The organism is Methylobacterium terricola (assembly GCF_006151805.1).
Classification (GTDB): Bacteria; Pseudomonadota; Alphaproteobacteria; order Rhizobiales; family Beijerinckiaceae; genus Methylobacterium; species Methylobacterium terricola.
Genome location: NZ_VDDA01000010.1, coordinates 206,832 through 220,165, shown reverse-complemented (window position 1 = coordinate 220,165; position 13,334 = coordinate 206,832). Strand labels below are relative to the sequence as shown.

The 13,334-nt window shown below is 70.5% G+C and carries 14 protein-coding genes; 10 read left to right on the top strand and 4 right to left on the bottom strand.

The genetic code is table 11. The features are described from left to right. Positions 1-243 precede the first annotated feature (243 nt). From nrdR to FF100_RS21230, 7 genes are all read left to right on the top strand, one after another. Complete coding sequence (gene nrdR, locus FF100_RS21260) at positions 244-777, top strand: transcriptional regulator NrdR (protein WP_139037734.1); 534 nt, start codon at positions 244-246, stop codon at positions 775-777. A gap of 29 nt (positions 778-806) precedes the next feature. Then, entirely contained in the window at positions 807-1,892 is a 1,086-nt protein-coding gene (ribD, locus tag FF100_RS21255; protein ID WP_139037749.1) for a bifunctional diaminohydroxyphosphoribosylaminopyrimidine deaminase/5-amino-6-(5-phosphoribosylamino)uracil reductase RibD, read from the top strand. Continuing rightward, entirely contained in the window at positions 1,893-2,531 is a 639-nt protein-coding gene (locus FF100_RS21250; RefSeq protein ID WP_139037733.1) for a riboflavin synthase, read from the top strand. Positions 2,532-2,670: 139 nt separating this feature from the next. Continuing rightward, positions 2,671-3,090 carry a hypothetical protein gene (locus FF100_RS21245; RefSeq protein WP_139037732.1) on the top strand — a complete coding sequence of 140 codons (420 nt, stop codon included), beginning with the start codon at positions 2,671-2,673 and terminating at the stop codon, positions 3,088-3,090. 221 nt (positions 3,091-3,311) lie between these two features. Continuing rightward, on the top strand, positions 3,312-3,734 hold the full coding sequence (gene copM / locus FF100_RS21240; RefSeq protein ID WP_139037731.1) for a CopM family metallochaperone: 423 nt from the start codon (positions 3,312-3,314) through the stop codon (positions 3,732-3,734). A 42-nt stretch (positions 3,735-3,776) separates the two neighbouring features. After that, on the top strand, positions 3,777-4,526 hold the full coding sequence (locus FF100_RS21235; protein WP_139037730.1) for a MauE/DoxX family redox-associated membrane protein: 750 nt from the start codon (positions 3,777-3,779) through the stop codon (positions 4,524-4,526). A gap of 78 nt (positions 4,527-4,604) precedes the next feature. After that, positions 4,605-4,823: a hypothetical protein gene (locus FF100_RS21230; protein ID WP_139037729.1), complete on the top strand. Its 219-nt coding sequence runs from the start codon at positions 4,605-4,607 to the stop codon at positions 4,821-4,823. Positions 4,824-4,937: 114 nt separating this feature from the next. Here FF100_RS21230 and FF100_RS21225 read toward each other — a convergent pair whose 3' ends face one another. The 4 genes from FF100_RS21225 to ribH form a co-directional block, all read right to left on the bottom strand. Continuing rightward, entirely contained in the window at positions 4,938-7,085 is a 2,148-nt protein-coding gene (locus FF100_RS21225; RefSeq protein ID WP_139037728.1) for a sodium-translocating pyrophosphatase, read from the bottom strand. Between the two features lie 218 nt (positions 7,086-7,303). Further along, positions 7,304-8,290: a thiamine-phosphate kinase gene (gene thiL / locus FF100_RS21220; protein WP_425463330.1), complete on the bottom strand. Its 987-nt coding sequence runs from the start codon at positions 8,288-8,290 to the stop codon at positions 7,304-7,306. A gap of 194 nt (positions 8,291-8,484) precedes the next feature. Beyond that, the gene (nusB, locus tag FF100_RS21215; protein ID WP_139037726.1) at positions 8,485-8,985 is read right to left on the bottom strand and encodes a transcription antitermination factor NusB; all 501 of its coding nucleotides are present in this window, start codon (positions 8,983-8,985) and stop codon (positions 8,485-8,487) included. Between the two features lies 1 nt (position 8,986). Next, positions 8,987-9,529, bottom strand: a complete 543-nt coding sequence (gene ribH / locus FF100_RS21210; protein ID WP_139037725.1) for a 6,7-dimethyl-8-ribityllumazine synthase — start codon at positions 9,527-9,529, stop codon at positions 8,987-8,989. A gap of 264 nt (positions 9,530-9,793) precedes the next feature. Between ribH and FF100_RS21205 the strand changes: the two genes are divergently transcribed. From FF100_RS21205 to FF100_RS21195, 3 genes are all read left to right on the top strand, one after another. Next, positions 9,794-11,098, top strand: coding sequence for an MFS transporter (locus FF100_RS21205; RefSeq protein ID WP_139037724.1), 1,305 nt, complete (start codon positions 9,794-9,796; stop codon positions 11,096-11,098). Between the two features lie 300 nt (positions 11,099-11,398). Next, positions 11,399-11,962 (top strand): ubiquinol-cytochrome c reductase iron-sulfur subunit, encoded by a 564-nt coding sequence (petA, locus tag FF100_RS21200; protein WP_139037723.1) that lies wholly within the window; start codon positions 11,399-11,401, stop codon positions 11,960-11,962. A 41-nt stretch (positions 11,963-12,003) separates the two neighbouring features. After that, the gene (locus FF100_RS21195; RefSeq protein WP_139037722.1) at positions 12,004-13,290 is read left to right on the top strand and encodes a cytochrome b; all 1,287 of its coding nucleotides are present in this window, start codon (positions 12,004-12,006) and stop codon (positions 13,288-13,290) included. Positions 13,291-13,334 lie beyond the last annotated feature (44 nt).

Genomic DNA, 13,334 nt, shown 5'->3' with positions numbered 1-13,334 from the left:
GAGCTGATCGTGCAGGTTCTGGACGGGCTGCACCGGGCCGGCGAGGGGGGCGATGCGGGCCTCGAGGAGCAGACGAAGCGCGAGGTCGTCGCGCTCACCGACCGCTTCCCGATCTACGGCTGAGCTGTCAGAGCCTGATCTCCCGGCTTCCCCTTCCGCCGGGAGCGCTCTAGAACACGCCCCTTCCGGGGCCGGTCCCGCGCGGGACCGGCCCTTTTTTCGTAGCAGAGGAACGGGCGGCCGATGCGGTGCCCCTATTGCGGCGGCCTCGACACGCAGGTGAAGGATTCGCGCCCGAGCGACGACAGCTCGGCGATCCGGCGCCGACGCATCTGCCCGGATTGCGGCGGCCGCTTCACCACCTTCGAGCGGGTGCAGCTGCGCGAGCTGGTCGTGGTCAAGCGCTCGGGCCGCAAGGTGCCGTTCGATCGCGACAAGCTGCAGCGGTCGGTCGAGACGGCGCTCCGCAAGCGCCCGGTCGAGGCGGAGCGGATCGAACGCCTGGTCAGCGGCATCACCCGCCGGCTCGAGAGCAGCGGCGAGGCCGAGGTGTCGAGCGAGGCGATCGGCGAGGCGGTGATGGAGGGGCTGAAGGGCCTCGACGACGTCGCCTATGTGCGCTTCGCCTCGGTCTACAAGAATTTTCGCGAGGCGCGGGACTTCGAGGAGCTGCTCGGCCACCTCGCGGCCGGTGCCGCGCAGGCGTCGGCCGGGGAGGTCACGCCCCCGGCCGAGGACCCGCCGCCGGCCCGGCGCCCGCGGAGCCGCGCGTCGTGAGCGCCCAGGAGCAAGCCGACCGGCGCTACATGCGCCTCGCCCTCGCGCTCGGCCGGCGCCATCTCGGCCAGGCGTGGCCGAACCCGTCGGTGGGCGCGGTGCTGGTCGGCGGTCCGCCGGGGGCCGAGCGGATCCTGGCCCAGGGCGTGACGCAGCCGGGCGGCCGCCCGCATGCCGAGCGGGTCGCGCTGGCGGCGGCCGGCGAGGCGGCGCGCGGCGCCACGCTCTACGTGACGCTCGAACCCTGCTCGCATCACGGCCGCACATCCCCTTGCGCCGACGCCACCATCTCGGCCGGCGTCGCCCGGGTGGTGAGCGCGATGGACGATCCCGACCCCCGGGTCGCCGGCCGAGGCCATGCCCGGCTGGCGGAAGCCGGCATCGCCGTCTCGGTCGGGCTGATGGGAGCCGAGGCGGCGCGCGACCAGCGCGGGCACGTGTCGCGGATCCTGCGCGGCCGCCCGGCGGTCTTCCTCAAGCTCGCCCGCACGGCCGACGGCTACGCGGCGGGCGGGGAGGGGCGGCTGATGATCAGCGGCCCGCGCGCCAATGCCGAGATCCACCTCCAGCGGGCCCATTGCGACGCGATCATGGTCGGCGTCGGCACGGTGCTGGCGGACGACCCGTCGCTGACCGTGCGCCTGCCCGGGATGGCGGCGCGCTCGCCCCTGCGGATCGTCCTCGATCCCGGCCTGCGCACGCCGCCCAGCGCCGGCCTGGTGCGCACCAGCGCCACCGTGCCGACGCTGATCCTCGCCGGCCGCGACGCGCCCGAAGCGGCGGCCGAGGCGCTGGGCGCGGCGGGCGCCGAGGTCCAGCGGGTGCCGGTGACCGCGGACGGCCGCATCGATCTGCCCGCGGCCCTTCGCTTCCTCGGCGCCCGCGGCCTGACCCGGATCTGCTCGGAGGGCGGGCCGACGCTCGCCGACGCACTCGCCCGCGACGACCTCGTCGACGAGTGCCTGCTCGTCACCGGCGACTGCGTTCTCGGCCAGCCCGGCCTGCCGGCGATCGGCCCACATCTCGCGGCCCGCCTCGCCTCCGGGGACTTTCCGGTCGCGGAGGAGTACAGGATCGGCACCGATCTCTTCACCTGCCACGCACGGAGCCCGTAGATGTTCACCGGCCTCGTCTCGGATGTCGGCCGCGTCGCCGCGGTCTCCGGCGATTCCAAGCTCAAGCGCATCGCCATCGACTGCGCCTACGACCCCGCCGGCATCCTGATCGGCGCCTCGATCGCCTGCTCGGGCCCCTGCCTCACCGCCGTCACGGTGACGCCGCGGGACGGCGGCTGCACCTTCGAGATCGACGCCGCCGCCGAGACCCTGGCCCGCACCACGGTCGGGGAGTGGGTGCCGGGACGGCGGGTGAACCTCGAACGCTCGCTCAAGATCGGCGACGAGCTCGGCGGCCACCTCGTCACCGGCCATGTCGACGGGCTCGCCGAGATCGTCGCCCGCGAGCCGGTGACCGGCCAGGTCGACGACGTCTGGGCGCCGAGCGAGCGTTTCGTGCTCCGGGCGCCTCCGTCCCTCTCGCGCTTCATCGCCGAGAAGGGCTCGGTCTGCCTCGACGGCACCTCGCTCACCGTCAACGGTGTGACGGGCGACACCTTCACGGTGCTGCTGATCCCCCATACGCTCGCGGTCACCACCTGGGGCGAGCGCCGGGTCGGGGACCGGCTGAACCTGGAGGTCGACCTGATCGCCCGCTACGCGGCGCGGCTGACCGAGGCGCGGGCGAAGCCCGAATAAGGCCCCCGGGGATCGCCGCCGCGTTCGCCCGCGATGCCGGTCGAACGCCGCCCGAGATCGGCAACCAAACCCGCGTCTCGGCATTCACGTCCTCACCGCGACCATGGTCCCGTCACGGGAATTGCTGTAAGCCGACCCCATGAGCCTCGACCGGCCGATCGCGCGCCTGCTGGCGGCGATGATCCTTGCGATCATCGCCTACGCCGTGCCGTCCGCCGTTCAGGCCCATGAGGGTCATGCGCATCACGCCCATCATGGGGCCGCCGGGCCGGCGCCTCAGGCCACCGCGCCTTCGGCCTCCGTGACACCCAAGGTCGCGCTTGCCCCGGTGGCCGCCGAGGCCGCGCGCCTCATGCCGACCCATGACCATCGCTGCCGGTCCGGTTGCGGCACCCGCTGCTGCGCGACCATGGCCTGCTGCGCCACGTGTATCCTGCCCGGGTCCTCCCTGGTGTCACCGTCCCTGTTCCGGGCCGTCACGCTGATCCCGCGCGACCTTCCCCGGCTTGCCGGCATCGGCCCCGAGGCTCTGCCCGAGCCCCCACGAACCCGCGCGTGACGTAGCGCGCCTGGAGGCGCGCGACGCCCGGACTGCGCCCAAGAGCGGCGCCGTCCGAAAGCTCCGACGCGAGGATTCCCGTTCACGTCGATCCGTTTTGCCGCCGCCCTTGCCGCTGCGTTCCGCCGCTCCGGCGGGGTCCGCGCACGCCCATGCCGACGCGGCTCTCACGACGCGACCGCCACGGCCACTCCACCTGATCCCCATCGAGAGGAAGACCCATGATCCCGCTGCGCATCCTCGCCGCCATTGCCCTGCTGTCGGCCGGTCCCGCCATCGCCCAGGGCACACATGCCCACGGCGCCCACCGGATGCCGGGCGATGCCTCCGCGACCCATGACCACGACATGACGACGATGATCCAGGCGATGAAGCCGGATCCGAAGGACGCGGCCTCGACCAAGGACTTCAAGGCCGCCGACAGGACGATGATGCGCGACATGCACGTGCCCTATACCGGCGACGCCGACGTCGACTTCCGCACGCACATGATCCCGCACCACAAGGGCGCGGTGGCGATGGCCAAGGTGGCGCTCGACTACGCCAAGGATCCCGCGACCAGGGCGATGGCTCAGAAGATCATCGACGACCAGGAGAAGGAGATCTCCGAGATGGAGGGCTGGCTGAAGCAGCACGGCAAGTAGCCGATCCGGACCGCGTCACCCGAGATCCCGCAGGAGAGCACGATGCCCGAATCCACGATCCGCAAGGCGGTCCTCTACCGGATGGCCACCCCCGAACATACCTGCCCGTACGGGCTCAAGGCCAAGGATCTTCTCGAACGCGAGGGCTTCCAGGTCGAGGACCACCTGTTGACCACGCGGGAGGAGACCGACCGGTTCAAGGCCGAGCACCAGGTCAGGACGACGCCCCAGACCTTCATCAACGGCGAGCGGGTCGGCGGCTTCGACGACCTCCGGCGCCATTTCGGCAAGCCCGCGAACGACCCGAACAGGACGACCTACGTGCCCGTCGTCGCGGTGTTCTCGATGACGGCGCTGATGGCCCTGGCGGCGAGCCACGCTGTTGACGGGACCCCCTTCACTCTCCGCGCCGCGGAGTGGTTCATCGCCTTCAGCATGTGCGTGCTCGCCCTCCTGAAGCTGCAGGACGTCGAGAGCTTCTCCTCGATGTTCCTGGGCTACGACCTGCTCGGCCGACGTTGGGTGCGCTACGCCTACGCCTACCCGTTCCTGGAGGGCATCGCCGGAATCCTGATGGTGGCGGGTGCCCTGAACTGGATCTCGATCCCGGTGGCCCTGTTCATCGGCACGGTCGGGGCCGTCTCGGTGTTCAAGGCGGTCTACGTCGACAAGCGGGACATCACATGCGCCTGCGTCGGCGGGTCGAGCAAGGTGCCGCTCGGATTCGTCTCGCTTACCGAGAACGCGATGATGGTCGCCATGGCCCTCTGGATGCTGGCCATGCACCACTGATCGGTGGCTTGACCTTTATCCAGTGGACGGGCCTAGCGAGGCCACGACCGACGAATTCGTCGTGCAAGGAGGAAGACCATGAAACGGATCGTCCTGACATCGGCCGCCCTGCTGCTGCTGGCGGCCTCGCCGGCGATGGCGATGTCCTGCTGCGGAGGCGGTAAGGGCAAGGGCGCCATGATGTGCGGCAAGGCCGCGCCGAAGGGCGCCATGGCGATGAACCACGGCGCCATGAAGGGGAAGAAGGGCGGCTGCTGCTGCGAGGGCATGTCCATGAACATGAGCTGGCGCGGCTAAGCCGATTGCGCGGGAGGGGTCACCGGCCCTGCGACAAATCTGCGATAGATCAAGCCTGCTGGGGAACGCCCGCCCCGGCGCCCCTATCCTCGGCGCCGGGGCGGTTCTCTGCGGTCAGCTATGCGCCAGGATCGCCAGCAGCAGCAGCGCGATGATGTTGGTGATCTTGATCGCCGGGTTCACCGCCGGGCCGGCGGTGTCCTTGTAGGGGTCGCCGACGGTATCGCCGGTCACCGCGGCCTTGTGGGCGTCGGAGCCCTTGCCGCCGTGATGGCCGTCCTCGATGTACTTCTTGGCGTTGTCCCAGGCGCCGCCGCCGGAGGTCATCGAGACCGCGACGTAGAGGCCGGTGAGGATGACGCCGAGCAGCATCGCGCCGACCGCCGCGAAGGCCTGGCCCTTGCCGGCGATGGCCTGGATCACGAAGAACAAGACCACCGGCGACAGCACCGGCAGCAGCGAGGGGACCACCATCTCCTTGATCGCCGCCTTGGTCAGCATGTCGACGGCGCGGCCGTAATCGGGCCGCTCGGTCCCCTGCATGATGCCGGGCTTCTCGCGGAACTGGCGGCGGACCTCCTCGACCACCGCGCCGGCGGCGCGGCCGACCGCCGTCATGGCGATGCCGCCGAACAGGTACGGGATCAGGCCGCCGAGCAGCAGGCCGACGACCACGTAGGGGTTCTGGAGCGAGAAATCGACCGTGACCCCCTGGAAGAACCGATACTGCGTCGGCGAGGCGTTCTTGATGAAGTAGTCGAGGTCCGAGGTGTAGGCGGCGAACAGCACCAGGGCGCCGAGGCCCGCCGAACCGATGGCGTAGCCCTTCGTCACCGCCTTGGTGGTGTTGCCGACGGCGTCGAGCGCGTCGGTCGACTTGCGCACTTCCTTGGGTAGCCCCGCCATCTCGGCGATGCCGCCGGCATTGTCGGTGACCGGCCCGAAGGCGTCGAGGGCGACGACGACGCCGGCGAGCGCCAGCATGGCGGTGACCGCGATGGCGATGCCGAACAGGCCGGCAAGCGAGTAGGTCACGATGATGCCGGCGACGATCACGAGGGCCGGCAGCGCGGTCGATTCAAGCGAGATCGCCAGGCCCTGGATCACGTTGGTGCCGTGGCCGGTGACCGAGGAATGGGCGATCGACTTGACCGGCCGGTAGCTGGTGCCGGTGTAGTACTCGGTGATGACGACGATCAGCGCCGTGATGACGAGGCCGGCGACCGCGCAGAGCAGCAGGCTGAGCGAGGTGAAGCTGTCGCCGCCCGCCGTGGTGAAGCGGGTCGAGAAGCCGCCGAACATGACGAGGTTGAGACCGGCGATGGCGACGATCGAGAGCGCGCCGGCGCCGATCAGCCCCTTGTAGAGCGCCCCCATGATCGACTGGTTCGAGCCGAGCCGCACGAAGAACGTGCCGATGATCGAGGTGACGATGCAGGCCGCCCCGATCGCCATCGGGTAGATCAGCATCGTCTCGAGCACGTTGCGGCCGCCGACATCGGTCTGGCCGGCAAAGAAGATCGCCGCCAGCACCATCGTGGCGACGAGGGTGACCGCGTAGGTCTCGAACAGGTCGGCGGCCATGCCGGCGCAATCGCCGACATTGTCGCCGACATTGTCCGCGATGGTGGCGGGGTTGCGCGGATCGTCCTCCGGGATCCCGGCCTCGACCTTGCCGACGAGGTCGCCGCCGACATCGGCGCCCTTGGTGAAGATGCCGCCGCCGAGCCGGGCGAAGATCGAGATCAGGGACGCGCCGAAGCCGAGCGCCACCAGGGCGTCGATGACCTCGCGGCTCGCCGGGTTCAGGCCCGCGAAGCGGGTGAGGTAGGTGTAGTAGAGCGCCACGCCGAGGAGCGCGAGGCCGGCCACCAGCATGCCGGTGACGGCGCCCGACTTGAACGCCACCGACAGGCCGGCGCCGAGGGACTGGGCCGCGGCCTGGGCGGTGCGGACGTTGGCCCGGACCGAGACGTTCATGCCGATGAAGCCGGCGACGCCCGACAGGACGGCGCCGATCAGGAAGCCGACCGCGACCTTGAGGCCGAGGAACCAGGCGAGGAGCCCGAACAGCACCACGCCGACGAGCCCGATGGTGAGGTATTGCCGGCGCAAGTAAGCCTGGGCGCCCTCGGCGATCGCGCCGGCGATCTCCTGCATGCGCTGCGTGCCGGCATCGCGCCGCATGACGTCGTTGATGGTGACGATGCCGTAGGCAACGGCGCAGAGGCCGCCCAGGATGATGAGCAGGAGTGCGGTCATTCTACCGTCCTTGATTGTCGGGCATTCCCGCGACGTCGGACGGCCGAGATGGCGAGCGGCCGTGTACGCGCGAAGCGGGCCTCCCTCCCTGTTGAGCGGGCCCGCGCGCCAGCGCCGATCCGCCGCCTAGTCGTGCCAAACTTCCCACCCGAGCGCAAACGCTCCCAAGCTTCGTCCGCTTGAGACTTTCGGCGCCGGGGCCGAATTTTGGAATCGGGTCAGAAGTGGCTGAACGAACCCGAGCGGAAGCCCGCCGCGGTGCCGTCGGCCGCGCGGAAGACCGGCGGGGCGCTGCGATCGGTCACGATGCCGATCTCGGTGAGCGGCACGCCGGCCCGCCGGGCGGCCTCCTGCAGGGCCGGAACCTCGGCCGGATCGGCGGCGCACAGGATCTCGTAATCGTCGCCGCCGGTGAGCGCGATCTCGAGGGCGGCGCCCGCCGCGAGCGCCGCCCGGGCGGCTTCCGAGAGGGGGACCCGCGCGATCTCGACCTCGGCGCTCAGGTCGGCGGCCCGCATCATCTTGGCAAGGTCGCCGACGAGCCCGTCGGACACGTCCATCGCCGCGCGGGCATGGGCGCGCAGGGCCGGCGCCAGGGCGAGGCGGGCCTGCGGGTGCAGGTAGCGGTCGACCAGGGCGGCGCGGGCCGGGAAGGACAGGGCCTCGCCCCAGGGCGCGGCGGGCTTGGCCCGCAGCCTGAGGCCCAGCGCCGAATCGCCGATGCTGCCGGAGACCAGCAGCCGGTCGCCGGCCTGCGCCGCGCCCCGCCGCACCATCGTGCCGGCCGGAACCTCGCCGAGCGCCGTGATGCCCACGAGGGTCGAGCCTCCCGCCCGCACGGTGTCGCCGCCGAGAAGCGGGCAACTCGCCAGCGCCGCGGCCTCGCTCAGGCCGGTGCAGAACTCGGCGAGCCAGGCCTCGTCCCACTCGTCGGACAGTGCCAGGGTCAGCAGGAAGCCCCGTGGCTCGGCGCCCTTGGCGGCGAGGTCGGACAGGTTCACGCCGAGCGCCTTGCAGGCAATCGAGGCGGGCGGGTCGTCGGGAAAGTAGTGCACGCCGGCCACCACCGCGTCGGCGGTGAGAACAAGGTCGTGCCCGGGGCTCGGCGTCAGCAGGGCCGCGTCGTCGCGCAGGGACAGCCCGCCGGCACCGGCGAGCGGCGCGAAGTAGCGGGCGATCAGCTCATCCTCTGTCGGGCGGGGCAAACCAGATCTTGCCATCGCGGGGCGCTCTCGCGGCGGGGGGACGGGCAATCGACGGAAACGTGCTCCACCTGCCCCCCGGCCGGTTGCGCGGGCGCAGGCTGGCGGGCGCGATGATAACCCAACGCGAGAAAGGGAAAATTGTCCCGAACGCCCGGCTCGTCGCGCCGTGTCGCCGGGACCCGTCCCGCGTCGCCTCAGCCGGCGCGGGAACCCTTGGTCGTGGCTCCTTTGGGCGCGGACCCCTTGGTGAAGTCGTCCGGCCGCACCGCGCGGCCGACCTTGTCGAGCACCGCGTTGACGAGGCCGGGCTCCTCGCCCTCGTAGAAGCTGTGGGCGACGTCGACATATTCCGAGATCGCGACCTTCACCGGCACGTCGCGGCGGAACATCACCTCGTAGGCGCCGGCGCGCAGGATCGCCCGCACCACCGCTTCGAGGCGGCGCAGGGGCCAGCCGGCGGCGAGCGCCGCGTCGAGGCGCTGGTCGATCGCCCGCTGCTCCTCGACGACCCCGCGCAGGAGGTCGCGGAAGAACGCGGTCTCGGCCGGCGGGTGCTCGACCTCGTCGATGACCTGGCCGATCCAGAACGCCTCGAACTCGGCCAGCGCGTCGATCACGCCCTTGCCGGAGATCTCCATCTCGTAGAGGGCCTGGACCACCGCCAGGCGGGCGCCGCTGCGTTCGGCGGGCTTCATCTCACTCGGTCTCCGATTGGCGGCGGGGGGTGAAGCCGATGGTGCGATCCTGGCGGCCCGCCTCCTCGGCCCGGCGAAGCGCCAGTACCGCAAGCGCCGCCTCCGCCGCGCCGCCGCCCTTGTTCATCTCGGCGACGCGGGCACGGGCCTGGGCCTGGGCCTCGGTCTCGACGGTCAGGATGCCGTTGCCGAGCGGCAGGCGCAGGCCTACCGAGAGGTCCATCAGCGCGCGGGCGCTCTCGCCGGCGACGATGTCGTAGTGGCCGGTCTCGCCGCGGATGACGCAGCCGAGCGCCACCACGGCGTCGTAGGGCGTGCGTGCCCGGGCCGCCGCCTCGAGCAGGATGGCGACGGTCTGGGGAATCTCGAGCGCGCCCGGCACCGTGACGACCACGGCCTCGGCGCCGGCCGCCTCGATCGCCGCCGTCGCGCCGGCGAGGAGCTCGTCGGAGATCTCCTCGTAGTAGCGGGCCTCGACCACGAGCACGCGGGCTCCGGTGAGCTGGTGACGGTCGGCTCCGCTGTCTCGGCGTGGCGTGTGCATGGCGCGGGTCTTCGAGCTTCGAGCGAGCACCGGCTCGCGCGGGGCCGCTGAAGCGGCCTCGCTGCGGTGCATCACCGGCGGGGAAGGGGAGCACTAGACCAGAAGAGCGGCCTCCCACAAGTGCGCGGTACCCCCACCGATCGTCGCTCCTTGCCAATCCGGAACAATCCGGTCATCCCGAGCGCCGGAGCCGGGAGCCGAGCGCGACATCCTGGCCGCAACAAGAATCTCGCTACAACCAGACCCGCCCGGGAGGAGGCCGCCGTGACGACCGACATCGAAGCCCGCACCATCAAGCGGATCAGCTGGCGGCTGATCCCGTTCCTGATCGTCTGCTACTTCGTCGCCTATCTCGACCGGGTCAATGTCGGGTTCGCCTCGCTGACCATGAACCGGGATCTCGGCATCTCGGCCACCGCCTACGGCCTCGGCGCCGGCCTGTTCTTCATCACCTATTTCATCTTCGAGGTGCCGTCGAACCTGGCGCTGGAGAAGTTCGGCGCACGGCGCTGGATCGCCCGCATCATGATGAGCTGGGGCCTGATCTCCGGCGGCATGGCCTTCATCGGCGGCGAGACCAGCTTCTACATCATGCGCCTGTTGCTCGGTGCGGCCGAGGCCGGCTTCTTCCCGGGCATCATCTTCTATCTCACGCTGTGGTTCCCGGCCGCCTACCGCGCCCGCATCGTCTCGCTGTTCATGGTGGCGATCCCGCTCTCGAGCGTCATCGGCTCGCCGATCTCCGGCCTGCTGCTCGAGATGGACGGCCTGCTCGGCTTCCGGGGCTGGCAGTGGCTCTACGTGATCGAGGCGCTGCCCGCTCTGGTGCTCTCGGTGATGACCTACCTCTACCTCACCGACCGCCCGGCCGACGCCAAGTGGCTCGCTCCCGACGAGCGCGCCTGGCTGGAGCAGACCCTCGCCGCCGAGAAGGCCCGCAGCCCGCGCCAGGGGCATGTCCCGCTGACGCGAGAAATCCTCAACCCGCGGGTGCTCGCCATCGCGGTCGTGTATTTCGGCGCGGTCGCGCTGCTCTACGCCTTCGGCTTCTTCCTGCCGCAGATCTTCAAGGGCTTCGGGCTCACCAACGCCCAGACCGGCTTCCTGATGATCATCCCGTACGCCGTCGGCACGGTGGGCATGCTGTGGTGGGGCCGGCGCTCCGACGCCAAGCGCGAGCGGCGCTACCACCTCGCGGCGGCGCTCGCCTGCGCCTCGCTCTGCACCATCGGGGCGGCGCTGGTGCCCGATCCGATCGTCAAGGTCGTGCTGTTCTCGGGCGCCGCACTCGGCATCTTCGGCGCATTGCCGATCACCTGGACGCTGCCGACCGAGACCCTGTCGGGCGCCGCCGCCGCCGGCGCGATCGCGGTGGTCAACTCGATCGGCAACCTGTCGGGCTTCGTCGCGCCCTACGCCGTCGGCGCGATCAAGGACTGGACCGGCAGCTTCACCGGCGGCCTGCTGCTGATCGCCTGCGCGGGCATCGTCGGCATGATCACGGTCCTGCGCCTGAGCCATACCGGCGCACCTGCGGTTCAGGGCCGCGTCGGCGCCCCGGCCGAATAGGCTCGGCGCCCCCCGGGACGGCTCCCGCAGGCCGTCCCGGGAACCCGCGACACACTCGCGGGAAATCTGGAACTCCTCCGGATCGAAGGGCCTTTTCGCCCTTTATTCCGGGGCTTGGCCGTGCAACAGAGCTACCCGCGCGGCGACGCCCGGTCGCATTGCCGCCATGAGCGGGGAGGTGCTTCGGTCCGACAGGATCGGGGAACCAGAACCTCGCCGACCTTATCCGCGGGTTTCCACGCCGTTTCGCCGCGCAGGCGGCGGCCCGCGCCGTCAACGATCTCTCGGGAGAGCCGGAACTTGGCCACCACCGCCGCCCCCTCCGACGCCGCGCATCCCCACGGGACGACCCGCCGGGACTTCCTGTTCCTCGCCACCGGCGCGGGCGCCGTGGTCGGGGCCGCCGCTCTGGCCTGGCCCTTCGTCGCCTCGATGGCTCCCGACGCCGAGACGATCGCCGCCGGCGCGCCGATCGACGTCGACCTCACCCCGATCGCCGACGGGCAGATCGTCAACGTGTTCTGGCGCGGCAAGCTGATCTTCGTGCGCCACCTCACCGAGAAGGAGGTCGCCGACATGAAGGCGGTCGCCCCGGCGAGCCTGATCGATCCGGCCCCGTTCCTGGGCCGCGTGAAGGACGGCCACGAGCGCTGGCTCGTCGCCTACGGCAACTGCACCCATCTCGGCTGCGTGCCGATCGCCAACGCCAACGGACATGAGGGCTGGGGCTGCCCCTGCCACGGCTCGCAGTTCGACGCGGTGGGCCGCGTGACCCGCGGTCCGGCGCCGATCAACCTGCCGATCCCGCCCTATGCCTTCCAGGGCGACACCAAGGTCCGCATCGGCGAAGGCGCCACCGCCTGAACTAAGCCGATCGTGAAGCAACGCCAGACGCGGGCTGCCCCATGAGCGCACACGCTACCACCTACGTTCCCAAGAGCCGCATCGCGAAGTGGTTCGAGGCCCGGCTGCCGATCGTCGGCCTGGTCCATTCGTCGTTCATCGCGTTCCCGGTTCCGCGCAACCTGAACTACTTCTGGACCTTCGGCGCGATCCTGATCGTGATGCTGGGCTCGCAGATCATCACCGGCGTCTGGCTGGCGATGCACTACCAGCCCTCCGCCACCGAGGCGTTCAACTCCGTCGAGCACATCATGCGCGACGTGAATTACGGCTGGCTCCTGCGCTACATGCACGCCAACGGCGCCTCGATGTTCTTCATCGCGGTGTACGTGCACATGTTCCGCAACCTCTATTACGGGTCGTACAAGGCCCCGCGCGAGGTGCTCTACATCCTCGGCGTGATCATCTACCTGCTGATGATGGCGACCGCGTTCCTCGGCTACACCCTGCCGTGGGGCCAGATGTCGTTCTGGGGCGCCACCGTCATTACCAACATCCTGGCGGCGATCCCGATCGTCGGCGACACGATCCAGAGCCTGCTCTGGGGCGGCTACTCGGTCGGCAACCCGACCATCAACCGCTTCTTCTCTCTGCACTACCTGCTGCCGTTCATGATCGCCGGCGTCGTCGTCCTGCACGTCTGGGCGCTGCACGTCACCGGCCAGAACAACCCGACCGGCATCCCGATCAAGACCGGCAAGGACGCCGTGCCCTTCACCCCCTACGCGACCATCAAGGACGTGTTCGCGGTGGTGGTGTTCTTCGTCTTCTTCGCCTACTGGATCTTCCTGCAGCCGAACTATCTCGGCCACGCCGACAACTACATCCCGGCGAACCCCGCCGTGACGCCGGCGCATATCGTGCCCGAGTGGTACTTCCTGCCCTTCTACGCCATCCTGCGCGCGGTGCCGGACAAGCTCGGCGGCGTGATCCTGATGTTCGGGGCGGTGATCATCCTGGCGCTGGCGCCGTGGCTCGACACCTCGCGGGTCCGCTCGGCCAACTACCGCCCGATCTACCGCCAGTTCTTCTGGGTGTTCATCTTCTGCTGCTTCCTGCTCGGCTGGCTCGGCTCGAAGCCCCCGGAGGGCGGCTACGTCCTCGCCTCGCGCCTGGCCACCTTCTACTACTTCGCCCACTTCCTGATCGTGATGCCGCTGGTCGGCCTCTTCGAGACCCCGAAGCCCCTGCCGGGCTCGATCCTCGAGAGCGTCACCGGCCCGGGCAAGCAGGTCGGCTCGTCCGGCATGCCGGCCGGCGCCACCGCCGCTCCCCCGACCAAGGGCTGACAACTCCGCAAGGGTTGGGCGGATGCTGGGAGGCGTCCGCCCCG